The 26,028-nt window shown below is 40.3% G+C and carries 29 protein-coding genes; 21 read left to right on the forward strand and 8 right to left on the reverse strand.

Translation table 11 applies throughout. The annotated features are described in order from the left end of the window. The first annotated feature begins 73 nt into the window (after positions 1-73). Positions 74-877: an NRDE family protein gene (locus EHQ70_RS13140; RefSeq protein WP_208729558.1), complete on the forward strand. Its 804-nt coding sequence runs from the start codon at positions 74-76 to the stop codon at positions 875-877. Here the strand turns inward: EHQ70_RS13140 and glyA are convergent. The 3 genes from glyA to EHQ70_RS13155 are packed head-to-tail and all read right to left on the reverse strand — an operon-like array spanning position 874 to position 3,820. After that, complete coding sequence (gene glyA, locus EHQ70_RS13145) at positions 874-2,124, reverse strand: serine hydroxymethyltransferase (protein ID WP_135587050.1); 1,251 nt, start codon at positions 2,122-2,124, stop codon at positions 874-876. The two genes, EHQ70_RS13140 and glyA, sit on opposite strands and share 4 nt — an antisense overlap. Then, the gene (locus EHQ70_RS13150; protein ID WP_135587052.1) at positions 2,121-2,999 is read right to left on the reverse strand and encodes a lipoate--protein ligase family protein; all 879 of its coding nucleotides are present in this window, start codon (positions 2,997-2,999) and stop codon (positions 2,121-2,123) included. Before EHQ70_RS13150 ends, glyA begins: the two co-directional genes overlap by 4 nt. Continuing rightward, positions 2,996-3,820, reverse strand: coding sequence for a rhomboid family intramembrane serine protease (locus tag EHQ70_RS13155; RefSeq protein ID WP_135587054.1), 825 nt, complete (start codon positions 3,818-3,820; stop codon positions 2,996-2,998). The genes EHQ70_RS13150 and EHQ70_RS13155 overlap by 4 nt, the downstream gene beginning before the upstream one ends. 58 nt (positions 3,821-3,878) lie before the next feature. On the opposite strand from EHQ70_RS13155, the gene EHQ70_RS13160 reads away from it, so the two are divergent. From EHQ70_RS13160 to EHQ70_RS13170, 3 genes are all read left to right on the forward strand, one after another. Next, the gene (locus EHQ70_RS13160; RefSeq protein WP_208729559.1) at positions 3,879-4,832 is read left to right on the forward strand and encodes an MBL fold metallo-hydrolase; all 954 of its coding nucleotides are present in this window, start codon (positions 3,879-3,881) and stop codon (positions 4,830-4,832) included. A 4-nt stretch (positions 4,833-4,836) separates the two neighbouring features. Continuing rightward, positions 4,837-7,254, forward strand: a complete 2,418-nt coding sequence (locus EHQ70_RS13165; RefSeq protein ID WP_135587056.1) for a penicillin-binding protein 1A — start codon at positions 4,837-4,839, stop codon at positions 7,252-7,254. Positions 7,255-7,587: 333 nt separating this feature from the next. Beyond that, positions 7,588-8,028, forward strand: coding sequence for a tetratricopeptide repeat protein (locus tag EHQ70_RS13170; protein ID WP_135587058.1), 441 nt, complete (start codon positions 7,588-7,590; stop codon positions 8,026-8,028). A gap of 58 nt (positions 8,029-8,086) precedes the next feature. Here EHQ70_RS13170 and EHQ70_RS13175 read toward each other — a convergent pair whose 3' ends face one another. From EHQ70_RS13175 to sppA, 3 genes are all read right to left on the reverse strand, one after another. Continuing rightward, a complete protein-coding gene (locus tag EHQ70_RS13175) occupies positions 8,087-8,674 on the reverse strand; it encodes a hypothetical protein (protein WP_135587060.1) in 588 nt (195 codons plus the stop codon). Between the two features lie 106 nt (positions 8,675-8,780). Next, a complete protein-coding gene (locus tag EHQ70_RS13180) occupies positions 8,781-10,208 on the reverse strand; it encodes an MBOAT family O-acyltransferase (protein WP_135587062.1) in 1,428 nt (475 codons plus the stop codon). A gap of 19 nt (positions 10,209-10,227) precedes the next feature. Beyond that, on the reverse strand, positions 10,228-11,226 hold the full coding sequence (sppA, locus tag EHQ70_RS13185) for a signal peptide peptidase SppA (protein WP_167481714.1): 999 nt from the start codon (positions 11,224-11,226) through the stop codon (positions 10,228-10,230). A 55-nt stretch (positions 11,227-11,281) separates the two neighbouring features. Here sppA and EHQ70_RS13190 point away from each other — a divergent pair, with 55 nt between their 5' ends. Further along, positions 11,282-12,178, forward strand: coding sequence for an aldose 1-epimerase (locus tag EHQ70_RS13190; RefSeq protein WP_135587066.1), 897 nt, complete (start codon positions 11,282-11,284; stop codon positions 12,176-12,178). Positions 12,179-12,235: 57 nt separating this feature from the next. Next, entirely contained in the window at positions 12,236-12,445 is a 210-nt protein-coding gene (locus EHQ70_RS13195) for a hypothetical protein (RefSeq protein WP_004787737.1), read from the forward strand. Here the strand turns inward: EHQ70_RS13195 and EHQ70_RS13200 are convergent. Beyond that, on the reverse strand, positions 12,396-13,250 hold the full coding sequence (locus EHQ70_RS13200) for a hypothetical protein (RefSeq protein ID WP_135587068.1): 855 nt from the start codon (positions 13,248-13,250) through the stop codon (positions 12,396-12,398). The genes EHQ70_RS13195 and EHQ70_RS13200 overlap by 50 nt on opposite strands. 34 nt (positions 13,251-13,284) lie before the next feature. Between EHQ70_RS13200 and EHQ70_RS13205 the strand changes: the two genes are divergently transcribed. The 5 genes from EHQ70_RS13205 (at position 13,285) to EHQ70_RS13225 (ending at position 17,323) form a co-directional block, all read left to right on the forward strand. After that, positions 13,285-14,049, forward strand: a complete 765-nt coding sequence (locus tag EHQ70_RS13205) for an LOG family protein (RefSeq protein WP_135587070.1) — start codon at positions 13,285-13,287, stop codon at positions 14,047-14,049. Positions 14,050-14,067: 18 nt separating this feature from the next. Further along, the gene (gene rpmB / locus EHQ70_RS13210) at positions 14,068-14,352 is read left to right on the forward strand and encodes a 50S ribosomal protein L28 (protein ID WP_100742302.1); all 285 of its coding nucleotides are present in this window, start codon (positions 14,068-14,070) and stop codon (positions 14,350-14,352) included. A 22-nt stretch (positions 14,353-14,374) separates the two neighbouring features. After that, positions 14,375-15,016 carry an endonuclease III domain-containing protein gene (locus EHQ70_RS13215; protein WP_135587072.1) on the forward strand — a complete coding sequence of 214 codons (642 nt, stop codon included), beginning with the start codon at positions 14,375-14,377 and terminating at the stop codon, positions 15,014-15,016. Positions 15,017-15,818: 802 nt separating this feature from the next. Continuing rightward, on the forward strand, positions 15,819-16,727 hold the full coding sequence (locus tag EHQ70_RS13220; protein ID WP_135587074.1) for a UbiA-like polyprenyltransferase: 909 nt from the start codon (positions 15,819-15,821) through the stop codon (positions 16,725-16,727). Beyond that, positions 16,727-17,323, forward strand: a complete 597-nt coding sequence (locus EHQ70_RS13225; protein WP_135587076.1) for a UbiX family flavin prenyltransferase — start codon at positions 16,727-16,729, stop codon at positions 17,321-17,323. Before EHQ70_RS13220 ends, EHQ70_RS13225 begins: the two co-directional genes overlap by 1 nt. On the opposite strand, the gene EHQ70_RS13230 is transcribed toward EHQ70_RS13225, so the two are convergent. Continuing rightward, the gene (locus EHQ70_RS13230; RefSeq protein WP_002973064.1) at positions 17,307-17,720 is read right to left on the reverse strand and encodes an acyl-CoA thioesterase; all 414 of its coding nucleotides are present in this window, start codon (positions 17,718-17,720) and stop codon (positions 17,307-17,309) included. The genes EHQ70_RS13225 and EHQ70_RS13230 overlap by 17 nt on opposite strands. 66 nt (positions 17,721-17,786) lie before the next feature. Here EHQ70_RS13230 and pyrB point away from each other — a divergent pair, with 66 nt between their 5' ends. The 10 genes from pyrB to EHQ70_RS13280 all read left to right on the forward strand — a co-directional run bounded on the left by pyrB (position 17,787) and on the right by EHQ70_RS13280 (position 25,968). Beyond that, complete coding sequence (gene pyrB / locus EHQ70_RS13235) at positions 17,787-18,719, forward strand: aspartate carbamoyltransferase (RefSeq protein WP_135587078.1); 933 nt, start codon at positions 17,787-17,789, stop codon at positions 18,717-18,719. Next, entirely contained in the window at positions 18,712-19,080 is a 369-nt protein-coding gene (locus tag EHQ70_RS13240) for a DUF2203 domain-containing protein (protein WP_135587080.1), read from the forward strand. Before pyrB ends, EHQ70_RS13240 begins: the two co-directional genes overlap by 8 nt. Beyond that, complete coding sequence (locus tag EHQ70_RS13245; protein WP_135587082.1) at positions 19,064-20,290, forward strand: LL-diaminopimelate aminotransferase; 1,227 nt, start codon at positions 19,064-19,066, stop codon at positions 20,288-20,290. The genes EHQ70_RS13240 and EHQ70_RS13245 overlap by 17 nt, the downstream gene beginning before the upstream one ends. 53 nt (positions 20,291-20,343) lie before the next feature. Continuing rightward, entirely contained in the window at positions 20,344-21,336 is a 993-nt protein-coding gene (locus EHQ70_RS13250; RefSeq protein WP_135587084.1) for an adhesin OmpL37 family surface protein, read from the forward strand. A gap of 1 nt (position 21,337) precedes the next feature. Continuing rightward, the gene (locus tag EHQ70_RS13255; protein WP_135587086.1) at positions 21,338-21,976 is read left to right on the forward strand and encodes a hypothetical protein; all 639 of its coding nucleotides are present in this window, start codon (positions 21,338-21,340) and stop codon (positions 21,974-21,976) included. A 45-nt stretch (positions 21,977-22,021) separates the two neighbouring features. Beyond that, positions 22,022-23,185, forward strand: coding sequence for a helix-turn-helix domain-containing protein (locus tag EHQ70_RS13260; protein ID WP_135587088.1), 1,164 nt, complete (start codon positions 22,022-22,024; stop codon positions 23,183-23,185). A 141-nt stretch (positions 23,186-23,326) separates the two neighbouring features. Next, a complete protein-coding gene (rho, locus tag EHQ70_RS13265; protein WP_135587090.1) occupies positions 23,327-24,730 on the forward strand; it encodes a transcription termination factor Rho in 1,404 nt (467 codons plus the stop codon). 10 nt (positions 24,731-24,740) lie between these two features. Then, positions 24,741-24,941, forward strand: a complete 201-nt coding sequence (rpmE, locus tag EHQ70_RS13270) for a 50S ribosomal protein L31 (protein ID WP_135587092.1) — start codon at positions 24,741-24,743, stop codon at positions 24,939-24,941. A 47-nt stretch (positions 24,942-24,988) separates the two neighbouring features. Beyond that, on the forward strand, positions 24,989-25,783 hold the full coding sequence (locus tag EHQ70_RS13275) for a pentapeptide repeat-containing protein (RefSeq protein ID WP_135587094.1): 795 nt from the start codon (positions 24,989-24,991) through the stop codon (positions 25,781-25,783). Continuing rightward, a complete protein-coding gene (locus tag EHQ70_RS13280) occupies positions 25,780-25,968 on the forward strand; it encodes a hypothetical protein (protein ID WP_004785346.1) in 189 nt (62 codons plus the stop codon). The genes EHQ70_RS13275 and EHQ70_RS13280 overlap by 4 nt, the downstream gene beginning before the upstream one ends. The last annotated feature ends 60 nt before the right edge of the window (positions 25,969-26,028 follow it).

A 26,028-nucleotide genomic window follows, 5' to 3' on the forward strand; every position in this document is an offset into this window, starting at 1 on the left:
TTTTGGGGTTCAATCCAAATATTTCCCAGGTTTTTCGCTTTCTTTTGCCACTTTTTTCAGGCATTTACAAGATATGTGCCTAGTTGTGATCGCCTATAAGGTTCATCCAGATTACCCACTTGTCATTGTCTCCAACAGAGATGAGTTTTTTGAAAGACCGACTGAGCCCCTTCATTTATGGGATACGAATCCCGAAATCATTGGAGGAAAAGATTTAAAAGCTGGGGGAACTTGGCTTGGTGCCAGTTCTTTCGGTAAGATATCTTTTCTCACCAATGTCAGAAATCTACGAAAACCAACACATCCTCATCCTATCTCACGAGGAAGTTTAGTTTTAGATTTTTTAAAATCCGAACGGGATGTTTCCTCTAAGGATTATTGTGAGAAAATACAAAGTCATGCGAACGAGTATGATGGATTCAATTTATTTGTATATGATGGAAAAGAAGCAAACTATGTAGGAGGGGATCCTTTACAGGTTTTAACTTTAGAATCAGGGTTTCATGCTGTGAGTAATGCCAGTTGGAATACCGTTTGGCCGAAAACTGCTAAATTAAAAGCAAACGTCGAACAGGTGTTTGATTCTATTCCTATGGACGAAAATTGGCGAACCCTTGTTACATCCGAATTCTTTCGGTTACTGTCGGATGCTGATTTAGTCAAAGAAGATTCACTCTTACCCGACACAGGAATTGGGCTTGAACGCGAAAGGTATTTATCATCGATCAGAATTCGTGTTCCTGGTTATGGAACCCGTGCTTCTACAATTTTATTCTGTGGTAAGGATGGCGTGGAAGTTTTAGAACGCAGCTTCCCCGATCCGCTTTCAAATGAATTCACGGAACGGAGAGATGTATTAGCGTTTAGTGAGAGTTAGTTTTCTAGGCGGAAATTTACCATAGGGAAAGCAGATGTGATTTCTTTCACTGCTGCTTTTACCTTAGTTTCCCAAGAAGAATCACCAAAATGATCTAGATAATCACAGATCAAATTTCCCACTGCTTCGATTTCTTTTTCTTTTAGTCCACGAGTTGTGAGAGCTGGAGTTCCCAATCGAATTCCCGACGCCACAGCCGGTGGATTTTTATCAAATGGGATCGCGTTTTTGTTTACGGTCACTCCGATATGATCCAATCCATTGGCAGCATCATTTCCTGTGAGTCCTTTTACAGAAACATCGAGAAGAACAATATGGTTGTCAGTCCCACCAGAAACCACTCGGAATCCACGTTTTTGGAAAACATCCGCAAGAACTTTTGCATTCTTTACGACTTGTTGGATATAGGTTTTGAAATCTGGCCTGAGAGCTTCTCCGAACGCAACTGCTTTAGCTGCGATTACGTGCATGAGTGGTCCACCTTGGATTCCAGGGAACACTCGTGAGTTTAAAATCTTTTCATGTTCTGCAGAGGAAAGAATGAGTCCTCCTCTTGGTCCACGTAAAGTTTTATGAGTGGTTGTTGTGACAAAATCACAAACGCCTATCGGACTTGGGTGTTCACCGGCAACAACAAGACCTGAGATATGTGCAATATCAGCCATGATTTTGGCACCAATTCCGTCTGCGATTTCGCGGAACTTATTAAAATCAATGGTTCTTGGATAAGCAGAAGCACCCACAACAATTAGTTTTGGTTTGTGTTCTTTGGCAAGTTTTGCGACTTCATCGTAATTAATTGTTTCTGTTTTTTCATCCACACCATAAGGGATTGGTTTGAAATATTTTCCACTGATGTTGACAGCACTACCGTGTGTTAAGTGACCACCATGTGCCAAATTCATCCCGAGGAAACTATCACCTGGTTCGAGTGTTGCAAGAAATACAGCCATATTCGCCTGCGCACCGCTATGTGGTTGAACGTTTGCGTATTCTGCTCCGAACATTTTTTTAGCTCGTTCGATAGCAAGTTGTTCTACCTTGTCTGCGTTTTCACAACCGTTGTAGTAACGTTTTCCAGGATATCCTTCTGCATATTTGTTTGTGAGAGTGGAATGATAAGCTTCCAAAACCGGACGCGAAACAAAGTTCTCACTAGCAATCATCTCTAGGGAATGTTCTTGGCGTTCGTCTTCTTTTTTTAATGCGGCGTAAACTTCTGGATCTTGTTTTTCTAAATAACTCATGTGGGAATTTCTCTATGAAGTGTGTATTCTGGATTTTGGTATTTCTTCTTGCGAATAGATTCAGATTCTTGGAGGACGTGTTTCCGAAAAGTAGAAAAGTCGGGGCCAAAGAAGGAAATTTTTGAAAAATCTTCCAGACTCTCCGGCTCTGGTTCTCCTAAATAAGAAAAAACTTCTCGTACGAGATCATTTGCCCAAATGGATTCGGAAAAAAAATCGGGCAAAGAAGTGAGAAAGTCTTTGTGACTTCTTTCTTTGCGGTAGTCCGGTTCCTCGGGAGGGTGGTGGAGGACTTCTGCCACTCGATTTATGAGAGTTTCTTCCAAAATCAATGTCCCATGTTGGACAATACAATTTCGTTTGCGAAACTGTGCATTGCCGGAAATCTTTTTAAAGACTCCATTTTTTTCTAAAACCAAATCGGATTTTCCCTTTGGAAAACATTGGATATTTTGCCTTTTTAGGGACTTCGCAACAATTCCAAGAAGGATATCATAGGAATCTTTGACAGGAAAAAGTTCTTTCCTCTCATCCAAATTGACATATAGGGAATAATTAATATTTCCTGATAAGGAATGAAAAACGGTGCCTCCGCCAGAAGCACGTCTTGCAATATAACAAAAATTAGGTTTAGGTTTTTTATTAAAACCAATTGTCCTTGCAACAGTTTCGTATTTTGTCACCACTTCTTCTTTGATGTTTCGAAATGGATTTTCCGAAAGACCTAAAATAATAGAATCAGGATTTTTCCAAAGCCTAACTCCAGCCGTAATTCCTTCGGAAACCATTTTTAAGGCAATACTTTCCTCGATCGCCAAATTGTAGTAAGGTGATCTTGGAGGAGTTTGGGGAAAATAAAATACTTTGGAATTCACTCGTTAAAGTATTTTTGCGATGCTTCGTTTAAAAACTTTCGTTCGCTGCGGGAAAGGGAATCCATTCCATTTTTAGAAATTTTTTCCAAAAGTTCATCCACTTTCGTTTTTGCATTTTCCCTTTTGGCCATCTCTTCTTGGTAACGCATAAACCTGCGTTTTTGCAAATACCGAGAAAGAGACCAAGTGGGAAGGGAACCCACTTTCTTTTTCCAGCCAGTGTAAACTTTCATTAAAAGTAAACCTCCAATGGCTCCCCCTAAATGAGCAAAATGTGCCACTTTTTCCCCTTGGGCAAAAAGAACCATAAGCATGACGATCATCACAAAGTATTTGGCTCGCATCGGGAAGATAAGAAAAACAAGAAGTTCGCGGTTGGGCCAAGTCATCGCATAGGCCACAAGGAGTCCATAGATACTAGCACTTGCACCAACAACGAGCCCCTGCGGAATGCCAAAAAAATGGGCAACCACGGTGCAGGTCCCACCCAGAAATGCGGTGAAAAGATAAAATTTTAAAAAGGCACGTTCTCCCCAAAGTTCCGCGAGTTCTGAACCAAACATCCAAAGACTCAGCATATTAAAAAGGATGTGTAGAAAACTCCCGTGTAGGAAGGCATAACTGAGGAGTTGCCAGGCCCATCCATTCAAAACAAGCTCTGGAGTGAGGCCAAAATAGACCTCTACAACCGGCGAATGGAAAGCTAGTTTCGTTGCCATCTGCAGGAGGAATAAAACTGCATTGATAATCATAAGAGTGCGTACAACGGGAACCATAGGAGGTCCAAATCGGAGTTCATATCCTGGGTAACGAGAGGCCATAAATTCAAGGTCGCAAATCTTGAGTGACAAGGAAAGTCGATTTCCTAGCATCGAGGAAGTGATTGTGCAACTCTACGGAGTCCGCGGCTCCATAGCGAGCCCCCTCCGCAACCAAGACTACCGCAAAAAAATTATCGATATCCTAGACCTCTATCGGCAATCGGGGGCTGGTGTGTCAGCGGACGAATTTTGGCAAGACCTTCCCTACCATTTGAAATTTGTCACAGGTTCCGACACAACCTGTGTGTCTGTCACTGATGATGACGGCGAAGTTTTTGTTTTGGATATGGGGACGGGTCTTCGTAACTTGGGAGATGAACTTGTCTCCGAATACCTTTCCAATAAGCTAAAAAGGACAGTTTCTTTTTTTATCACACATACACATTGGGACCATATCCAGGGGCTTCCGTTTTTCAAACCCATCTATTTTCCAGACTTCCTCCTGAACTTTTATTCTCCTTATTCCGATTTAGAATCTCGTTTGCAAAAACAACAAGAACCAGAGTTTTTTCCGGTTCCTTTGGATGGGACTGGGTCTGCGAAAGACTTCAAACTTTTCTTTCCGGGAGATGTTTTGGAATTTGGTTCTGGGATGAAGGTAGAATGCTATCCGTTAAAACATCCAGGTGGATCTTTCGCGTATAAGTTCACCAACCGCGCTGGTAAAATTTTTATTTTTGCAACGGATGCAGAATTTACAGGAGCTGATATGGATTTAATCCATGAATGCCATCCTTTTTTTGCTGATGCCGATTTACTCATACTCGACACCCAATACACGTTAGACGAATCATTTTCCAAATTTGACTGGGGCCATACAGCCTATACGATGTCTGTAAACTGCGCTTCTTCATGGAAGGTAAAAAACCTAGTACTCACCCACCATGAACCAAGTTATTCAGATGAAAAAATCTACGAAATTTATAACGATGCCAAACTCCACAAAGAGCAGCTAGGCGAAAAAAAATTAAAAATTCATTTAGCAAGGGAAGGACTACGCTTCCACCTATAATACCATGAACAAAGAAAAAACACTTCGAATCACTATTACTACCTTTTTTACCATTGCACTCCTTGGAGGTTTCTTTTTTGGATACATCCTTTCTGAGGTAAACAAAGGAAAGGAGTTACAAAAGTTGGCTTCTTACCAACCAACAACTCCCACAAAATTATATGATTCGAATGGAGTGTTGTTTGCCGAACTTTATCGCCACAAACAAGAATTACTTAAATATAGTGACATTCCTCCTCATGTCATTCATGCCTTTCTTTCCGTTGAGGATGATAACTTTTTCAATCATTTTGGTATAGATTTTTTGGCTATTGTTCGTGCAGCCATCAAAAACGTTTTTGCCGGACGGATTGTCCAAGGTGGGTCTACTCTCACCCAACAGTTAGCAAAAACTATCTTACAACAAAGGAAAAAAACATTTGGGCGTAAGTTTTTGGAAGCACTCCTCACTTTACAAATTGAACAAGAGTATACCAAAGAAGAAATTTTAGAAATTTATTTTAACTTAATTTATCTGGGGCATGGAACGACGGGGCTTTCGTCTGCAGCCAATGTCTACTTCCAAAAAGATGTTAGAGATTTGAGCATTGCTGAAGCTGCCATGCTTGCAAGACTTCCCAAAGCTCCTGTAACCTATTCACCATTCAAAAATCCAAAAGAAGCAAAACAAGCGCATATGGTGGTTTTGGGACTGATGGCAAAAAATGGATTCATACCAAAAGACCAAGTCCAAAAAATTCATGATGATTTTTGGGAAAGATATTGGCCGGTTGTCATCACACAATCTCCTTCCCGTTCTACGTGGGGTGCAAAACTCAACAGAGCCCCTTATTTTACAGAATGGGTTCGCCAAATTCTAGAAAAGGAATTAGGGGAAGAGGCTTTATATACTGGTGGATTAAGAGTTTATACAACTCTTGATGTTCGAAAACAAGAAATTGCCGAAGAGGAACTTCGAAAAGGACTTATCGAACAAGATAAATACGCTTTTGGTGCAAACTTCCGTTATGTGGGAAGAGCCGACAAAGGCCTTGTTTCTTTATACAATTTATTCGGTTCTATTTTTCCTGTGGGAGTTCCTTACGTCACAAGTTTGGATGATAGACAGGTATTTCGTCTCCATTTAGAAAAAGAAATGGCTCCTGCCTTAGAACTTTTGACTGATTTTACCCCATCAGAAAATGAAAGTTCTGCAGTAAAAGAATTTCAAAGATCTTCTCTTGTCTTTTCATCCAACTTACACGTAGAAGGTGCCATTGTCACTATAGACCATCAAACTGGTTATCTCCAAACAATGGTTGGGGGATCTAGGTTCTCCCCGAAAAATCAGTTCAATCGGGCCATGCAAGCAAGACGCCAAACTGGATCTGCATTCAAACCATTTGTTTATGCAGCAGCAATCCAAAATAGAGCCGTTGGTTCCGGCACCGGAATTATGGATGCTCCTCTTACAACAATCACCGAAGAAGGGGAAGGATATTCTCCACAAGATATCTCCGGAGATTTTAGAGGGATGGTTCCCCTTTCACGAGCGTTATCGTTATCTTTAAATATTGTGTCTGTTCAAGTTTTAATGAGAACGGGAACGGATGCTGTCATTGATTTTGCATCTAAAGTAACAAAGGCAAATAAAGCCAGATTTCCAACCGGTCCTGCTTTAGCATTAGGTGTTGCGGAATTAACACCTTATGAAATGGCTCTTGGTTATTCCATTTTAGCAAACAAAGGAAAAGATGTAATTCCATTTAGTGTTCGTTATGTGCTAAATCAAAGTGGAACTGTTGTTTATAATAAAGAAAAAGAAGTACAAGAGACACTTGCCGAAGAAGCAAAAAATGGATCCATCCAAATCATTCCAGAAGCCACTGCTTATATTATCAAACAAATGTTAATGGGTGTTGCTATGGGGGGAACTCCGACACAAGCCCTACGTGCCGCTGATAAAGGAAATTATAAAGGAGAGTCCGGTGGAAAAACGGGATCCACTTCTTCTTATACTAACGTTTGGTATGCGGGTTTTGATCCTAAATACACATCGGTAGTTTGGATGGGATTTGATAAATCCTCTCTTTCTCTTGGGAAGGGTGTCACTGCGGCTGGAGTGGCAGCACCCATTTGGGGAAAATTGTATTCTCGTTGGTACAACGAAGGCCCTTATCCTGTATTTTATCCAAACGGAAGAGCGGAAGAAATTCCTGCCGATGTGGTAAAGGGTGCCACCTGTGCTTTTAATGGTCTGACTCCAGGCCCCAACTGTCCTTTGACAGGGAATTTATTTTTGAAACCAATTACCATTGCCGGCCGCACTCTTGCCGTTCCAGGCGGAAGGCAATGTGATGGTGACCGTGATCACTACCGCTCGATGGATCTTACCGACTTTCTCCAAAGAGAACTTGAAATCTCTGATGATGAATTGAAATAATCCACCCGCGTTAAGCTTAGAAACCCACTTACTAAAGAAAGTCCCACGCGAAAGTGAGTGGCTTTCTTTTTGCACCCGCTAACCTTAGAAACCCACTTACCAAAGAGAGTCCCACGCGAAAGTGAGTGGCTTTCTTTTCTCCCTCCCTTTCCATTAGCCCCGAAATTTTAGGCAATTTATTTCTAAACAAACATTCTGCCTGTTTTTTAAGCAAATCGGCGCCCTCTTTAAAGCTAAGAGGGTCTTTGTTTGGCATTCTTTTGCGATTTGGGCCAGTTTCGGCCTGGCACGATAGTTGCATTAATGTAAGAGAACCGTTGGTTCGGAGGGAATATGAAAAAGGCAGTTTTAACCATTCTAGTTTTGGCACTTACCGCTTCCATTTCTGCTGGAGAATCTTCTTTGATGAATGAAGATCTTGATTCCCTCGTCAGTCAATATGACAAAGAAACTCTGACTGCCATTTCTAACGAACTTGTGAAACTCGCAAGTGAAGAGGAAGGAATGGGTGAGTTTGATTTAGCTTCAGGACATTATACTCGCGCGATAAAAATTAGAGAAGCCATTGGGATGACTGAACACAAAAGTTTTGCTTCTATCCAATACCTTGCAAGTTTAGCTTATTCCAAAGCTGGTCATTTTTGTGAAGCATCTACACATGCTAAAAAAGCAAGTGATGCATTCCGTTTACACGGGATTTCTAAATTCGAACAAAAAGCAAGTGATGATCACAAAGAATATGCACGAGCTTGTGCAGTTGTGGCATTCAAATAACAACAATATGTAATGATTCTTTCTAGAGATGGTTACCCTTTTTTGATTCTTCTTCGAATCAATCCAACTTCACGTGGTTGTACACGTGGGGTTGGAATTCTTTTTTCCCATATTTCAATTTAGCTTTTTCAAATAAACTAGACTTGGTGTAGGGAAGGTCTGACTCCCATGCGATTCCAAAATTAGCTTCCGCATATCCTGATTCGTACTGTAAGGGAAAGATAGATTTTCCATCATAATAATATAATAAGTTATGATCTTTGGAGCGAATGTTTTGGGACGGAAGATCGGAACAAGGAAATGATTTTTTCCAATCTTTGCCGCGAGGGATAGTATCTACTTTTTCCTTTGATTTACATTCAAATTCTGTAATGGAGTTTGTTTTGAATAAAACCCAATCTCCAGACTTTTCAAAACTTCCTGTTCCTTCTTTGAATTGAAATTCTGAATGATCTTTGTAAACTTTCCATTCACTCCAAGTTTTTACGAATTTAGAATTAGATTGTAAATGGATTTCTTCCTGCCAATACAGTTGGTAATCTTTGGATCCGAATGCAGATTTTTTTTCTGTAGGTCTTTGGTAAGTTCCAAGTGAGATTTTTTGATCTCTTGGAAAATCGGAAGGAATCGTTCTGATCCATTCCATCTTGGGAACACATTGTATTAAAACGAGGAGTGAGAGAAAACCGGAAAGAATGAAACTAATTCTTTCCAGTCGTTTCTTGTAGATCCTACTTCTCTGAAGTGAAGGTTTAGAATTGGAAGTAGATAAAATCTTGTCCACCATCTCCAAAAATTCCGAGTAATAACAAAATAACTACTGCAAGGAAAGGAAGGAGGATATTTTGATAAGGTTTCAGTTTTTCATACACAAAGTTTGAATATTGGAACCAGTTAAACATCAAACCAAGAGCAATGAAAGTTGGTAGTTCATCCACTCGGCTAAGAGTTTCTCCGGTGTTACGAAAAGTTAATACACCTTTAAAAATTTCATAGGCTACATTCATCGATTCATCGCCACGTGCGGCGGCTCGGAAAAAAACACCAGAAAAAGTGAAGATAATAAACACAACGATGGTTCGAATGATTCCCACAAATGGAAGGGTATCAGGAAGGAATTTCTTTTTTCCTCGGTGTAAATACAAAGACCTTTCAATCCAAATGAGCGCTCCTAAATAAGCTCCCCAAAATACAAAGGCCCAGTTGGCACCATGCCAAAGTCCCCCGAGGCACATAGTGATGAACGAGTTTACATTGGAACGAAAGATCGAACCTTTGCTACCGCCGAGTGGGATATAAATATAATCCCTGAGCCAAGAAGAAAGAGTGATATGCCATCTAGACCAAAGTTCCCGAAACGATTGGGAAAAAAACGGTCCTTGGAAGTTTTCTGGAATTTCATACCCAAGTAAATTTGCCGATCCACGTGCCATATCTGTATATCCTGAGAAGTCACAATACACTTGTATGGCGAAGGCAAGAACACTGAAAAATATCGAAAAACTGTCGAATTTTGCAGGATCCATAAAGATAGGAGAAATGATCGGTGAAATGTTTTCTGCGATGATTACTTTCTTAAAAAGACCACCAATGATTAGAAAAAGACCTTTTTTCATTCGGTCTGAATCGATGGTAGGGTTGTCTAGTTGCGGAAGAAAATCTTGGGACCGCATGATGGGGCCCGCGATCAATTGAGGGAAGAAAAGAATGAAGAGAAAGTAGTCCACGGCGGACATTCTTTTTTCTATGATTCCTCTATGGATGTCTACCTGCACGGCAATGATTTGGAAGGTATAAAAACTAATTGCTAGAGGTAAAAAGATACTCCAAGATCCAGAGATTTCTTTGAACACCGGATAACCTGTGAGCGAATACAACGATCCTGTAAAGAAGTAGAAATATTTAAAAAAACCTAAATTGATTAAGTTTAAAGCGACAATGGTAAATAATAAACGGTGATAAGGTTTACCTTTCTCTTTTCGATTAAAAATCCATTCACTAAATCCAAAATTGATAAGGATTACGAGAAGGAAGTGAAATAAAAAAGGAAAACTGAAATACGCATAAAAAATTAAGGAAGAGAGAACCAGTAATGGTTTTCTTCCTTTTTGTGGGATATTCCAGTAAATTAAATATGTAAACGCAAAAAGAATTAAATAAGGAATAGAGTTAAATAACATTGATTAGTTGGCCTTGAAATTATAGATCCCAAAGATAAAGAAATTTTGCGTTGGTACCTGTTCCGAGGATTTTATCAGCAATTCCTAAGGAAAAAGGGTTTTTATTGGAATCAGTAGCTTGGTAGATATTATCTACACGACCTTTCCCTCTTTGGTAAGTGATGACACGTGGATTTCCGTTACGATTTCCTTGGAATTTTGGATGTTGCATCGTTTGGTAAACAAAGTCATCAAAGTATCCGATGAAATCAATCATCCCTTCTTTTTTAGCTTGTTCAGCAGTGAAAATCCTTCCGTCACAAATTTCTTTGAGGCGAGCCTCCGAAACGTTTGATCTTCCTTTTTTAACAACTTCAAAAAAACGACCATACAAACTATCGATGATGGATTGGAGAATTTTTCTTTGTTCTGGGGTCATCTCCGTAAGAGGGGAACCAAGTGCTTTATTTGGACCAGAAGTAAAAGATTGATCTTTAACTCCAATTTTATCCAAACCTTCTTTTACATTGAAACCAGACATGATGACACCGACAGATCCTGTAACAGTTGTTGGGTGAGCGCCAATGGCATCTGTAGCCATCGCTATGTAGTAGGCTCCACTGGCCGCTGTATCCATAAATCCTGCAAACACTGGAATGGATTTTCTAGTTTTAAATTTTAAAACTTCTTGGTAAATGATGTCACTAGCAGTAACAGTTCCACCTGGTGAGTTGATTTTTAAAATCACAGCTTTTACATCTGGATCTCGTTCTGCATATTTCAGGGATTCTTTGACCCGAGCTACCATCGATTCTGTTGGTGGGCCAAAAAAAGATTCTTTGGAATCATCAGAAATCATTCCTTCGATGGAGATGATTACGATTTTTTCTTGATCCCTTCCAGCGATCAGTTTCTCTTCGAAATCAGCCTTGCCACTTTGCGGTAACAAGTTCATACTGTTCCCAATGACACACGATTCGGTAAAAAGAACCGAAAACAGAACGACACAAACGAAAAGAAAAGGCTTTCTTGAAGGCATACAAACCTTTCTAAGATGGCAAACTATGACTTCAATCATTTTTGGGAGATAAATCTTGTACCAACTGAAAACAAAACAGTCTAGTTTTGAGACCCACCCAACAGGTGGCGGCCAATGGCTCGGTTTGCATCTTCTCTCACCTGTGGATGGAAAACCCGTTTCTGTGGTTTCTGGGCACAGGGCCCCCGATCCTTTTTTTGCTTCTGGGTCCTTTTTGATGTTTCCTTGGGTCAATCGTTTAGAACCCAATCCTTGGGCCAGGGAGCCGTTTTATCCAAGCACTCACTGGCTGACCGATGGAAACGGAATCCCTCTCCACGGCCTTTATCACAACCTTCCCAGACATTTGGTAAAAGAAGAAATCGGTAACGAAAAATCTTACGCCGAGTTTGAAATGGAAATCCCTCCCAGTTGGAAGGGGAGTTTATTATCTAAAATCCAGATTAGAGAATGTTACCATCTTTTCCCATCGGAATTAAAAATCATCTACCGATTGCAAAACGAGTCTGATACAGAATTTCCTTTTGCACTCGGCATCCATCCATACTTTCGTTGGAACGAAGATGAATCTATAGATGATTTATTTTTATTTGGATCAGGGTTTCATAAAGTTAAGTTAGGAGATTATTTACTTCCAGAAAAAATTCAGAATGATGTTACTGTTTTGAATTCAGAAGAAACACTTGTCGGAAAAAATTTAGATGATCTATATGCATCCATTGATGGAGAAAATTCTTATATTGGTCTATTCTCTATGAATAAAAAAGAAAAACTCATCATACAAGGTGGTGATTTTTATCAAGTATATATACCACAAGATAGAAGGTCTATAGCGATAGAACCTATGACGGGAACTGGGAATTTTTTACATTTCCCTGGTGGTAATCCTAAAACCATCAGACCAAACTCAGAAAAACAGATAGAATTTTCGATTCGATTGGATCGTTTTTAAAAAAATACAATCTCTTCGGCGAACAATCTGTCTAATGTAAGAGAGGTTAGTCCAACAATGTCAGATGCACTAGTGAATACATGCAAACAAATCAGTAAAAATCTATTGGAGATCAAGTATTTCGCTGAAAAGAAAAACACTAGCAGAACCTCTGTTTATCGTGCTTTACAAGATAAAAAAATCAATGAGGTTGTTATTGGTAAAAACTCTCGTTTTATCATCTTGGATGATTCTGCGAAGAAGTGGAAACCTGGTAGACAGTCCTAAATTCTAATTCATTTCCTAATAGATTCGGTTCCATCCATTCAGATTGGATTTGTGGACTAATCGTTTGCCAAATTTCATTTGGAATTTGATTTCTAATAGATTCTGGTATTGTGGAATGAAATCCAAAATAGGATAACAGGTATTCGTCGCTCTTGGTTTCCAGCAGATATCCAAGAAAACTGTAGTAAACCTTCCCTAAACTTTCATCAGAATGTTTATCTCTTGTTTTGATATACATTTCGGCAAACTTAGGGTAAGGTGTTTTGAAAACTTTTTTTGTCAGCCGGTAGGTGATGGTTTTTAAATAACCGGTTCGAAAGTAGAGTTTCTTTTCACCTTCGTAGCTTTGTAAATGTGCATTTGGTAAAAGATTCAATTTTGATTCTAATTCCAAATCCATGCTGATCTTTGTGAATCCCAAATTCAACCAAACAAGTGAAATGGGTTTGTTCCAGAAATCATTCCAAAGTTCTTTGACAAAGTTTTGTTTTGTCTGATTCTTTCCATAAAAAATATAACTTCGTATGGTTTCCGTTAGTTTGTCTTTTTCTTTTCGCGAATACCAATTTGAGAAAAAATATAAAAAAAGAGCATTCCAAAATCGTAAGGGAACCAGGAACTCTAATTCCAATCTAGATCTTCCTAGTGCTAATGGTTCTGTTTTCCAACCGAGAACAATGGTAGGCCTTAGATTTTGAAATCTAGAATCATCCCATTCGATACAGAATTGTTTTAAATCTGTCTCTGTCATAGGGAGATGTTCTAATGAAATAGAGATAAAAAGTGTTTTTTGGAATTTCCGCATTTTTTATTCCAATCGGTCGATCTAAGATAACAAGATGACTGATTTAGCGTTTGAGAACCAAAATTTTTTATGGGGAAATGAAGCCGGCCCCGTCCGCATCCTTTCGGAATACCTCCATCCCAAAACGGAATTCCAAACCCAAGGGATCACGGATACAATCGTTGTATTTGGATCGGCAAGGATCCCTGCACCGGAAACACAGAAATCAAATCCACCCACAGCCCTCGAGAATCTAAGCAATTATTATGCAGAAGCCACCGCTTTTGCGAAACTGATTTCCGAATGGGCAGAGACATTAAAATCAGAAAGGCCTGGTCGTAATCTTAATATTTGCACAGGTGGTGGACCTGGAATTATGGAAGCCGGGAACCGAGGGGCAAGGGAAGCGGGAGCCAAATCAGTGGCCCTTAATATCGTCCTTCCGCACGAACAACATGTGAATCCTTATGTGGATCCGGAACTGGCTTTCGAGTTTCATTATTTTTTTATGAGAAAACTTTGGTTTATGAAGGCTTGTCGGGGGATGGTTGCCTTTCCTGGTGGGTTTGGAACCTTCGATGAATTATTTGAAACACTGACCCTCGTCCAAACGGGCAAAAAATCTAAAATCCCCATCCTTCTCTATGGAAAGGAATTTTGGACCCAAGTGATCAATTTCAAAAAACTCGCGGAGATGCGCCTGATTTCGGAAGAAGATCTGGATTTATTTGGGTTTGCAGACAGCCCAGAGGAAGCACTTCGATTCTTTCAGGAAAAGATTCGTTTCGAATTGACCCATTCCACGGGTACAAAAACATAGCGAAACAAGGTAATAATTATGGCTAGAACATGTGTAGTAACCGGAAAAGGAACGACGGCAGGGAACAACGTATCCCATTCTCATAAAAAGAACCGCCGTATCTGGAAGGTGAATGTGATCACAAAGAAAATCTTTTTAGAAGACGAGAACCGCTGGGTTCGCGTTAAGATTTCTACACGTGCTTTGCGAACTCTTCGTAAAAAAGGTTTGAAAGTGGCAATTAAAGACCACGGCGGCGATATCACCGCAATCACTCCTAAAAAATACGTAGGGATCACTCCAAAAGCACAACCAGCAGCTTAAGTTTTTTAAGCTTTTTGGTGGATTGAAACAATCCAGAAAAACACCAACTGTCACCGAAGTCTACCGTCTCCTAGAGGCGGAGTTCGGTGAAGTAGAAACTCCCCTCACGTTTACAAAACCTTATGAATTGGCCATAGCTGTCATCCTCAGTGCACAGTGTACGGACGAACGTGTCAATACAGTCACACCTGAACTCTTTCGTACCTTTCCCACTCTTGAATCTTTTGCGAGTGCTCCTCTCCCAGCCATAGAGAAAAAAATCTTTTCTACGGGATTTTATAAAAACAAAGCTAAAAGCATCCAAGGTTTTGCGCGGATGGTTCTTTCTGAATTTGGCGGTGAAATTCCAAAAACAATGGAGGAGGCCATCAAACTTCCTGGGTTTGGAAGAAAAACTGCCAATGTGGTTCTTGCAGAGATTTATGGAGTGGTAGAAGGGTTTGTTGTGGATACCCATGTGAAACGTCTTACCAAACGATTGGGTTTCACAAAAAAAACAGATCCCGTTCAAATTGAACGGGAGATGATGAAAATCACACCTAAGGAGATTTGCCGAAACCTATCTCTGTACCTAATATTTCTCGGTCGTAAGAATTGCCAAGCCCGCCGAACATTTTGTTCGACTTGTCCTCTTTCTTCCCTATGTCCTTCGTTTTCGGAGTAGGTTTCTCTAAACCTTCTTCGGTTTCAGATTCCTTTCTTTGTTTCCAAGAACGGTTGCGATCTGTTAAGTTAATGGATTCTAATTTATAATCCAAACGAATTAAGTTTCGTTTGCGAAAGAACAAATTCAAAGTGCCAAGCCTTCCATAATCTTTCGGGCATTCAATTTGGTGTACATTCGATAAATAACGAAACCGAGCTTGTGGTTTTCCTTCTACAAGTAGGAAGAGGGGAAGTTCGGGATGGTTTTGCCAAGGAAGGAGAGGGATTTTGGTTTCATCATCAGCATTCACATAAACAATCCAACCATCATAATCTTCAATATTTTTGATATCAATGAGTTCCTGGATGGAACCTAAACCAAGTTTTACGGGGCCATGGTTCATCTCTCTGGGTTTCCCAAGTGTAAATCCATCAAAAGGAAATTCTAAAGGTTTGTCTTTAGGTGTAAAAGGATACAACATGTAACCTTTGCCTCTTTTTAAATCCAAATCCATTTTTTCTCTTTCGACAAATCCGAGGAGGGCACTAAGACCCCCGCGGCCTTCCTCATCCATCTTTGTAAAAAGTTCTTTTCCGCAATGGAAAAAAATGCGAAGAGGTCTATCTTCTAAACTAGGATGGGCAAAACTAAAAGTAGTGAAGAGAAAAATCCCGATTGTCACACAGGATGCGGGGAATCGCCCAAGAAAAGAAAGACGGATATTCATAATTTGTGACCTTGGTTCTAAGAACGGAAGAAATCGAATCAGAATGAACCAAAAAACCTTCCGCCTGTCTAAACTAAGGGCAGAAAGGATGCCATGAACTTCTTTAAAAACCTACTTCTCTACGCTAAAATGGTAAAATTTTCCCACACACTCTTTGCCTTGCCTTTCGCAGGGATTAGTTTCATCCTCGCCTATCTGGAATCTACCTTAGATACAGGTGATTTACTTCGGATTGGGGCCCTTGTCCTTGTTTGTATGGTCAGTGCTCGCAGTGCCGCCATGGGATTCAACCGGTATGTGGATTCAGAAATAGACGAAAAGAACCCGCGCACCCAAAATAGAGAAATTCCTTCAGGAAAAATTTCCAAACTCTCAGCTCTTCTTTTTATTGGTCTTTCTGCTTTTATTTTTATCTTTGCTAGTTTCTTTGTGAACAAACTGGCTTTTTTACTTTCCTTCCCTGCTCTTTTTGTTTTGTTTCTTTATTCCCTGACCAAACGTTTCACTCTGTTTTGTCATTTGGTTTTAGGATTTGCCATCTCCCTTGCTCCACTTGGTGCTTGGATTGCTATCACAGAAACGGTTAACCTGGTTCCCATCCTCTTTTCTTTAGGATTACTCTTCCATATATCCGCCTTTGATGTGTTATATGCCATCCAAGATATGGATTTTGATGCCAAAGAAAATCTCCACAGTATTCCATCGCGTTTAGGAGAAACTAAATCCCGTGCCATTGCAGTGATCCTGCACATTCTTTCCTTAGTATTTTTTGTTTTTGCAGGGATTAGTGCTGGTCTTGGGGTAATGTATTTTCTCATTCTTTCTGTGATTGGAATTTTGGTATTGTATGAACATAAAATTTCTTACGAGTACAAATCCAAAGACTTACCGATTGTTTTTTACCAAATCAATTCTTGGATCAGTGTAGTTTTATTCCTTGCGATTCTTTTTGATAAATGGAACGAATTTTTATTAAAAATTTCCTCCGGAATTAGTTTTTAATGAAACTAGTTGTGGGTCTTGCTGGTGCCAGTGGTAGTATTTATGCGGCACGGTTTCTTCGTGCTCTCTATGAATTAGAAGGTGAGACTTATATTACGGTTAGTCCTGCGGCTTTACGTATCTTTTCCGAAGAGTATGAAACAAAGGTTGAGTCCGCAGAAGACATTTTATCTTTTGTCGAAACTAAATGGAAAGTAAATCCCAAACACAAATTTCAAGTTCGTAATTTTTTTGATATCGGATCCGATATTGCCAGTGGTTCGAATACTTGGGATGGGATGGTTGTGATTCCTTGTAGTATGAAAACTGTGGCTTCGATGTCAGCAGGTCTTACTGAAAACTTAATTGAAAGAGCGGCTGATGTAACCTTAAAAGAAAGAAGAAGGTTGATTGTCGTTCCGAGAGAAACTCCCTACAATCGCATCCATCTTAAAAATCTTTTGGCTCTGGATGAAGCTGGAGCCATCATCCTTCCCGCATCCCCAGGATTCTATCAAATGCCAAAAACATTGGATGACTTGGGTGATTTTATAGCCGGAAGGATATTCAATTTACTCGGGGTAAACCAAACACTTTTTCCTAAGTGGTTGGGGTAAAGTTTCGAAAGTAAGCGGTCGGTTTCCCATTCTCACCTAAACAAACGTAGGTGATGTCACTTTCAATCACTGCCGACATTTTTCCCGTTTGAGGATTGTTGGTAATGGCCAAAGTTCTGGAAGTGACCGAGGATTTTCCATATTTCACGATTTTTCCGTAGATTTGGATGATGTCTCCCGCCCGAGCAGGGGAACGAAAGACCACATTGTCCATACTCATGGTGACAATATTGGTATAACGAATTTTATTCATCACATACATTGCCATCCCCTCGTCGATCCAGGAGAGCATTTTTCCCCCAAAAAGATTGTTATGGTAGTTCAAATCGTCTGGTTGGACCAGGTGTTGGGTGACCAGTTCCATATCGCGGAGTTTGTTCTGGATAGTATCGACCATAAATACCAAAAAATATGTTTTCGATTTATTCGATACCAAAAACCCTAGAGAAAAGATTTCCGACTTATGCACTCTTATTCTCACAAAAACATTCTAGACACCCTCCAATTTTCCAAAGAGGATCTCAACTTCCTCATTGAAAAAACCAATCGAATGAATGCCCTCCACGAATCAGGAAAGGCCTTTGGGATTTTGAACGGAAAACTTCTTGCCTCGCTGTTTTTTGAAGCAAGCACTCGGACAAGGCTTTCTTTTGAAGCGGCCATGGAAAGGTTAGGTGGACGACTGATCTCCACAGTGGGATTTCAGTTTTCTTCAATCTCCAAAGGTGAAACTCTCTACGATACCATGAAGATGATCGAAGCCTATGTGGACATAGCCGTCATTCGTCATCCTGTGGAAGGTTCTTCTCGGATTGCCGCGGGTGCTGTCAACATTCCTGTGATCAATGCAGGAGATGGTGCGGGCCAACATCCTACCCAGGCCCTTTTGGATTTATACACTATCTTTTCGGAAAAAGGAAAGATCGATGGTCTGAACATTGCCTTTATCGGGGATCTGAAATACGGAAGGACCATCCATTCCCTCATCAATCTTCTCAGACATTATCCAGTGCATTTGTATCTTATCAGTCCCGAAGAACTAAGACTCCCAGAAAAATACAAAAAGAACTTAGAAGGTTTTCCCATGACTTGGGAAGAAACCACTGACATCAAAGCATTTTGGGATGCGGATGTTGCCTATGTGACTAGAATCCAAGAAGAAAGATTTCCCGATCATAGAGAATACGAAAAACTAAAAGACATTTATAAAGTGAACAAGGAACTGGTTCTTGCTTCTAAAAAAGACACTACCATTCTCCATCCACTCCCTCGTGTGAATGAACTTTCTACCGATGTGGATGATCTTCCCAACGCAGCTTACTTTCGTCAGGCGAAATATGGTGTGGTGGTAAGAATGGTTTTACTTTGTCTCAGTCTTGGAGTGGATTTTGACTAAAAAGATTTGGTCACTCACGGAAGCACGGGAAGTGCTGCCCCTCGTTCGAGATATTACTAGAGAATATTATTTAAAAGCAAGTGTTCTTGCGGATGAAGTCCGAAACAAACTGTTACCAGAAAATGTTTTAGAGGCCAAAGAAGAAGAAATTGGTGAAATCGTAAAACATTGGACTAACGAAATTTTGGCAATGCAGATCGACGTGAAAGGTTTATGGCTTGTTGATTTTGATAATGGCAACGGTTTTTACTGTTGGACTTGGGGCGAAGAAGACGTGTTATACGAGCACGGTTATTTTGAAGGATTTAGATCGAGAAAACTCATAGAGGAAAATAAAGAAGAAAATGACTCAGATAAATGAAAACTATTTAAAATTGAAAGCAGGATACCTATTTCCTGAAATTGGAAGAAGGGTAAAAGCCTATTCGGATGCCAACCAAAATGCAAAAATCATCCGTCTTGGAATTGGCGATGTGACTTTACCTTTGGCACCAACGATTGTGAATGCAATGGTTGAAGCAGCGAAAGAAATGGGAAGCTCTGCCGGTTTCCATGGTTATGGGCCCGAACAAGGATATTCCTTTCTCATCCAAAAAATCATTGCACATGACTATACCGCTCGTGGGGTTCAAATCGCAGAAGATGAAGTTTTTGTTTCTGATGGATCTAAATGTGACTGTGGTAACATCCAAGAGATTTTTTCTTTAGATAGTAAAATTGCTGTAGTTGACCCCGTGTATCCAGTGTATGTGGACACAAACGTGATGGCAGGTCGCACCGGAGAAGTTGGGTCTGATGGCAGATATGCGAATATCATTTATATGCCAGCCACAGAAGAAAATAATTTCGAACCAGATTTTCCAAAAGAAAAACCGGATATCATTTATCTTTGTTATCCAAACAACCCAACGGGAATGGTGGCAACGAAGGCACGCCTCACAGAATGGGTAAACTTTGCTAAAAAAATAGGAAGTATCATTCTTTATGATTCGGCTTACGAATCTTTCATCCAAGATCCGGAGATTCCAAAATCCATTTATGAAATTCCTGGTGCTAAAGAAGTGGCTATGGAATTTAGATCCTTTTCCAAAACAGCTGGATTTACAGGAACTCGTTGTGCCTACCTTGTGATTCCAAAAGACTTAAAAGGAAAAACAAAAGCAGGGGAAGAAATCAGTTTCAATTCCCTTTGGAACCGTCGCCACACAACCAAGTTCAATGGAGTGTCTTATGTGACACAAAAAGGAGCTGAGGCAGTTTTCTCCGCACAGGGCCAAGTGGAGATCAAAGAACAAATTTCCTACTATATGCAAAATGCAAAACTCATCCGCGAAGGTTTGGCAACTGCTGGATACACTATTTTTGGCGGAACGAACGCTCCTTACATTTGGTTAAAAACTCCAAAGGGACTCAAATCTTGGGAATTTTTTGACGAACTTTTGGGGAAAGCGCAAGTGGTCGGAACTCCCGGATCGGGATTTGGGCCTGCCGGAGAGGGATATTTCCGACTTTCTGCCTTTGGAAAGCGGGAAGATGTGATTTCTGCGATAGAACGAATCCAAAAAATGTAAAATTTAGTCCTGGTTTTTCCCGTAGCTCCGATATATAAAAACAAGGTAGAGCTATGGGAAAATGGAAATTCATCCTCTTTTTTGCAATGGTTGTGGGTCATATCTCACATATCAGTGCAGTATCACCAGAACAGACGAATCTGGGGATTTTAATCTTTGAAAACAAAGAAAACTTAAATTTTATCAATGTTGCTCTGAGTAATTTGGCTCCTTCGCAAGAAGAAACGCAAGCACCGGCGCAACCTGGAGCTGAAACTCCCGCAGCGGATCCTTCCAAAAAGAATTTGGATTTTGATTATTTCAAACTTCTAAAAGCAGCCAACCAATCTGACTTTAGTGGAAACATGTGGTACCTGCAAAGTAACTATGTGTATGGATTTCGCCAACTCCGCCAAGCCCAAGGGGAACTAAAAAATATTTTTGAAATCGTTCTTCAAAAGTATATCGAAGATGCAAGAGCACTTCTAGAAGCGGCAGCACCTACCATCATTCGTTCCAATGACAATAATGCCAAAGCATTGTTACGTCTTGGTTTTCGTGACCTTCGTTCTTCGGAAGACCTTTATACAACAGGTCTTAATTCCAGCCCACACCAATACCGATACAAACTCACTCTTTATAAAGAAGGGATTCTTACGCTCCGTCGTGCGAAACGTTTTGCCATCCTTGCGATGATTTATAGCAAAACTCCAGACGAAGACAAACCAGAATACCAATACCGATCCAACGAAGATCTAAAAGAAGCTCGTAACGAAGAAAAACAACGTAACTACGAAAAGGTGAGAGATACTATCATCAACTTCGTAGAGAATAAACGTATGGAAAGAACGGTTGTTCCTCCTGGAAATCCAGATGCAAAACCTTTGGATCTTTTAGAACAACATGATGACAACTATGGTTTCATTACTTCTAAAAAGTTAGATTTACTTTTGGAAGCCAATGCACAAATCAAAGAGACAGAAGGTGCGAGACGTGAATCAGTTCCTCCTACTCCTAAGTTTGATGAAAACGGAAAAGCCATCTACCCAGAAGAAAAGAAAAAATAATATGAAGTGGATTGTTAGTTTTATCATCTTGAGTTTTAGTTTGGCACTTGTGGCAAAAACCACAATGTCTTATAGAGAACGTAAAAAACAATTAGATGGAAAAATAACACTAGTCCTCGACATCAAAGAACAACTGAAGTTGGAACCAGAAACGGGAAAAACTTCTGTTGAATCCATTCGCACACAAGTAGAAGAAACATACCGAGCCGGGAACCGAGTGGAAATTGAAAAAACTCTTTCCCTTGCCGAAGGTGATCTTCTTGTCACTCAAAGAAAACTTTGTTTTCCTATGGAAGAATCAGCAAATGGGCTCTACCAAAAAGCCATGGGACAATGGATCCTTCTAGAAGGGGAAGACAAGACAGGCACTCGCACATTGGAGTGGGATACAAAGGAAAAAATCCAAAGGTATCTAGTGATGGCGAAAAGTGAAAAAGACCATGCAAAAGAATACTTTTTGTCTGGAAATTACCAACTATCACTCCATACATACAAACGTTCGCTAGTTTATAGTCTTATGTCATTAAGATCGCAAAAAGCAGAGATTCCAGAAGAATACCAAACTGCTGACAATGTTTGGGTCCAACCCATTTGGATGGGGCTCCATAAACAAAAGCAAAACACGATTCAAGAAAACTAAAATTTCGATTTTCACTAATAACAAATTTCAAAAAATGACTGCTTAGTGAAGTTTGAATCACTTTATCGTCATTTTTTGCTGACAAAGGCCACCCATCTTCCTGTGATTTCGGAAGAGGGTGAGTTACTGGGTCTACTTTCCAAAGATCGTGTCCACCGCGAGTTGTCTGATTTGGGAAGAGAAAGAGAAGACCTAGATGAAATTCCTTTGGAAATTCTAGAAACAGAACTTCATGAAAATCTATTATTATATTTTAAAGAGTCCACTCAGATCCCTGTCATCGGACTCGACGGCGAAAAAAAAGACAATTGGGACAAACCTAGGTTCCTTGCCGCATTCACTCGTCTTGATTCTTCTCATTCTCGTGATCCCAAACTCGAAGAAATCGAATCCAAACTAGAAAAGAAAAAAGAAAATGCAGATTCTGTACAATGGTTTATGGAACTCATCCTTTCTCATTTTCCGGATGGGCTTCTCGCGACAGATGTGAATGGTTCTACTATCTTTTATAATGAAACCTTTGAGAATGAAATTATCACAAAACCTTTGTTTCGTGATTCATTGCAGTTGGCTGAAAAATACCTTCACAATCTCAATCGGGAAGTTCTGGCGACTTATCTAAAAGATCATGATTTGAGTTTGGGCAAAGATGCCGATACGAGTGTTCTTTATACCAATATCACAGAACTGAAAGTTACACTTCGAATTGTGACTTTAAAAAAAGAAAAAAAGGTATTTGGGTTTTTATACCATTTTTCTCCTTCTTCTTTTGCCCATCCTTCGGAGGATGGTGATTTGGAGTTTCCAAATTTAGGGGACGCTTTCCGTTCCAAACTCCCTTTGGAATCTGTATTGGAAGAAATGGAAGCGCATTACATCCATAAGTCGCTGAAAAGAAATTCCAATAATATCTCTCACACAGCCACCGAACTTGGTGTGCCAAGAACTACCCTACAAAACCGTATTCGTTTTTTAAAACTCTCGGAACGTTTCCAAAACGAGGGTAAGGTCAAAACGGTAATCCCTCGAAAACGGTCTGAAAAACCAGAAGAGAAACAAAAAAAAGTCCCATCCAAAAAGAATCCACTGCCCACAAAGAAGGCCAAAACCATTCAGAAACCAGTGAAATCTTCGAAACCTGCCGCTAAAGGTAAGAAACAGAGTCCAAAACCAACTCTGGCGAGGAAAAAGTCGAAAAAAAGACGTTGACGAAAACGCTCGGAAAAACAATTTTTTCATTACCGTTTGAGAAAACACCTCCGCACTTCGCTGTTTCACTTGCATACTTAACTTGCACAAATGGTTTCCCGAATTTAATCAAATACTCCAACAATCAATGTAGAACAATCTATGGCATCACGCAAACAAGAAGAAATCCAAGTTAATCCTCCCGAAGAACCAACTGAATATACCAACGGCATCATGGACCAAGAAGATGGTTCAGAACCCCCAAAACAGTTTAAGAAGAAAAAGAACCGATACGAAGGTCCAGTTCCTCCTCCACTCGATTTAGTCGAACTCAAGAAAAAAAACATCAATGAACTTGCTGACCTTGCAAAAGGGTTAGGAGTGGAAAACACTCATGGTTTGAAGAAACAAAACTTGATGTTTGCTCTTCTCCAAGCACAAACAGAAAAAGACGGGCAAGTTCATGCCGCGGGAGTTATGGAAAGGCTTCCCGATGGTTATGGTTTTCTTCGTTCACCTGACTACAATTATGTGCCAGGTCCAGATGATATTTATGTTTCTCCATCCCAAATTAAATTGTTTGGCCTCCGAACGGGAGATACTGTAACCGGGCTCATCAGACCACCGAAAGAAGCAGAAAGATTTTTTGCAATGTTACGTGTGGAATCCATCAACGGATTCCCAGTAGAAGTGGCTCAGAAAAGAAATTTATTTGATAACCTAACACCTCTTTATCCAGACGAAAGAATTAATATGGAGTTCGATCCAAGTCATTTGGACACTCGTGTGATTGATCTTATGTGTCCGATTGGAAAGGGTCAAAGAGCTCTCATCGTTGCTCCTCCAAGAACCGGTAAAACGGTTCTTATGCAATCCATTGCCAATGCGATTACCAGAAACCATCCAGAAATTTTTCTCATCGTGTTACTCATTGATGAACGTCCAGAAGAAGTAACCGACATGGCTCGTCATGTGAAGGGTGAAGTTGTGAGTTCTACATTTGATGAACCAGCGCAACGCCACGTCCAAGTAGCAGAGATGGTCATCGAAAAAGCAAAACGACTTGTGGAACATGGAAAGGATGTGGTCATCCTTCTTGACTCCATCACTAGGCTTGCCCGTGCTTATAACCAAGTGGTTCCCACTTCAGGAAAAATCCTTTCCGGTGGTGTGGACTCCAATGCTCTCCACAAACCAAAACGTTTCTTTGGAGCTGCAAGGAATATCGAAGAGGGTGGATCTCTCACCATCATCGCGACCGCTCTCATTGACACTGGTTCCCGAATGGACGAGGTGATTTTTGAGGAATTTAAGGGAACGGGAAATATGGAAATCCATTTGGACAGAAAACTTGCTGACAAACGAATTTTCCCGGCCATCGACATCAACCGCTCGGGAACGAGAAAAGAAGAACTCCTGCTTCCACAAGATACGCTCACTCGTGTCTTTATCCTCCGAAAAGTACTTTCTCCCATGAGTATCACCGAAAGTATGGAACTATTGATTGAAAAAATGCGTGGCGCGAAGACGAACGACCAGTTCCTCGCCAGCATGAATACTAACTAGAAGGGCCACCATGAAAACTGACATTCATCCAAAATACGTTTCTGCTAAAATCAAATGCGCTTGTGGTACTGTGATTGAAACTAAATCCACTGCCGGGGATATCAGCGTGGAAATTTGTTCCAACTGCCATCCTTTCTTTACCGGAAAATCCAAATTGTTGGATACTACTGGTCGAGTAGACAAGTTCAAGAAAAAATACAAAATGAAATAAGAGGCCAAGGCCTCAGAACCGTCTAAGTTATAACGGGGGAACAACTCATGGCAGTAATGGACTTTGCTCGCTACAAAGAAATCAACGACCAAAGGATGAATTACCGTGAGATGGAAGACGCTACAGTCGTCTCCTATTACCGCAACACTGGTTGCGGGGACGGATACCGCATCTATTTAAAGTTAAATGAGAACCAGGTTGTGGAAGACGCAAGTTATACCACAACTGGTTGTGGATTTGGGATTGTCGCTCTTGCTATGGCAACTGAGTATGCAAAAGGCAAATCCATAGCAGATTTAAAAATCCTCACTCCTGAAACCTTAGAAACTCTATTTGAGTTCCCAGAAAGAAGAAAAAACTATCCTGAATCTGCCGTTGCTGCTCTCAAAAAAGCAGTAGAGGATTTTGAATCAGGACAAGGTGTTCCTAAAGAAAACAGGATCACTAAATCCCAAACCATGGAAATCCTTCACAACCAAGGCCATCTTAGAGAAGCTAAGTTATCTAGTGTTATGTTGGAAAAAGAAAAGTTGGATGGTGTGGATTTTTCTGGGGCCGACCTTCATAACGCCTTCCTTCAAAATTCTAGTTTTGTGGGAGCTAACTTCCAAGGTGCCAACCTAAAGGCTTCTTTTTTTAACGGTGCCGATTTAAGGAATGCTAATTTCCGAGGTGCTGATTTACGTTTTGCTAAACTTGCATCTGCGAAAATTGAAGGTGCTGATTTCACTGATGCCATTTATGATATTGGAACCCGAGTGGATCATAGCCAAATGTATATCTTTGATGTCATGAAAAAAGCAGGTAAGGATCTTTATCTGAAAAAAGAGGATGGGGAATGAAGCCAGGCGATAAGGCAAAACTCATCAAACCAACATTCTTAAACAAAGGCATTTTTATTTTTACTGGGTCTACAGTGGAAATCAAAGAAATTCAATCCGAGAAAGCCATTGTTGTCTATAATGATAAAGAAGGATATCCGCACGATTTAGAGATGAATCTAACGGATCTGGCCCCGCTTTCTTAAAGCCGATTTTCTTGACACAAATCCAGAGAATCGTAACGTATTGTTAATCCAACTATGTTG

This window comes from Leptospira congkakensis (assembly GCF_004770265.1).
Taxonomy (GTDB): domain Bacteria; phylum Spirochaetota; class Leptospiria; order Leptospirales; family Leptospiraceae; genus Leptospira_A; species Leptospira_A congkakensis.

Coding starts and splice junctions, on each gene's coding strand:
- EHQ70_RS13140 (WP_208729558.1), top strand. CDS start 74: ATGTGCCTAGTTGTGATCGCCTATAAGGTTCATCCAGATTACCCACTT.
- glyA (WP_135587050.1), bottom strand. CDS start 2,124: ATGAGTTATTTAGAAAAACAAGATCCAGAAGTTTACGCCGCATTAAAA.
- EHQ70_RS13155 (WP_135587054.1), bottom strand. CDS start 3,820: ATGGCCTCTCGTTACCCAGGATATGAACTCCGATTTGGACCTCCTATG.
- EHQ70_RS13165 (WP_135587056.1), top strand. CDS start 4,837: ATGAACAAAGAAAAAACACTTCGAATCACTATTACTACCTTTTTTACC.
- EHQ70_RS13170 (WP_135587058.1), top strand. CDS start 7,588: ATGAAAAAGGCAGTTTTAACCATTCTAGTTTTGGCACTTACCGCTTCC.
- EHQ70_RS13175 (WP_135587060.1), bottom strand. CDS start 8,674: ATGGAATGGATCAGAACGATTCCTTCCGATTTTCCAAGAGATCAAAAA.
- EHQ70_RS13180 (WP_135587062.1), bottom strand. CDS start 10,208: ATGTTATTTAACTCTATTCCTTATTTAATTCTTTTTGCGTTTACATAT.
- sppA (WP_167481714.1), bottom strand. CDS start 11,226: ATGCCTTCAAGAAAGCCTTTTCTTTTCGTTTGTGTCGTTCTGTTTTCG.
- EHQ70_RS13195 (WP_004787737.1), top strand. CDS start 12,236: ATGTCAGATGCACTAGTGAATACATGCAAACAAATCAGTAAAAATCTA.
- EHQ70_RS13200 (WP_135587068.1), bottom strand. CDS start 13,250: ATGCGGAAATTCCAAAAAACACTTTTTATCTCTATTTCATTAGAACAT.
- EHQ70_RS13205 (WP_135587070.1), top strand. CDS start 13,285: ATGACTGATTTAGCGTTTGAGAACCAAAATTTTTTATGGGGAAATGAA.
- rpmB (WP_100742302.1), top strand. CDS start 14,068: ATGGCTAGAACATGTGTAGTAACCGGAAAAGGAACGACGGCAGGGAAC.
- EHQ70_RS13220 (WP_135587074.1), top strand. CDS start 15,819: ATGAACTTCTTTAAAAACCTACTTCTCTACGCTAAAATGGTAAAATTT.
- EHQ70_RS13225 (WP_135587076.1), top strand. CDS start 16,727: ATGAAACTAGTTGTGGGTCTTGCTGGTGCCAGTGGTAGTATTTATGCG.
- EHQ70_RS13230 (WP_002973064.1), bottom strand. CDS start 17,720: ATGGTCGATACTATCCAGAACAAACTCCGCGATATGGAACTGGTCACC.
- pyrB (WP_135587078.1), top strand. CDS start 17,787: ATGCACTCTTATTCTCACAAAAACATTCTAGACACCCTCCAATTTTCC.
- EHQ70_RS13245 (WP_135587082.1), top strand. CDS start 19,064: ATGACTCAGATAAATGAAAACTATTTAAAATTGAAAGCAGGATACCTA.
- EHQ70_RS13250 (WP_135587084.1), top strand. CDS start 20,344: ATGGGAAAATGGAAATTCATCCTCTTTTTTGCAATGGTTGTGGGTCAT.
- EHQ70_RS13255 (WP_135587086.1), top strand. CDS start 21,338: ATGAAGTGGATTGTTAGTTTTATCATCTTGAGTTTTAGTTTGGCACTT.
- rho (WP_135587090.1), top strand. CDS start 23,327: ATGGCATCACGCAAACAAGAAGAAATCCAAGTTAATCCTCCCGAAGAA.
- rpmE (WP_135587092.1), top strand. CDS start 24,741: ATGAAAACTGACATTCATCCAAAATACGTTTCTGCTAAAATCAAATGC.
- EHQ70_RS13275 (WP_135587094.1), top strand. CDS start 24,989: ATGGCAGTAATGGACTTTGCTCGCTACAAAGAAATCAACGACCAAAGG.
- EHQ70_RS13280 (WP_004785346.1), top strand. CDS start 25,780: ATGAAGCCAGGCGATAAGGCAAAACTCATCAAACCAACATTCTTAAAC.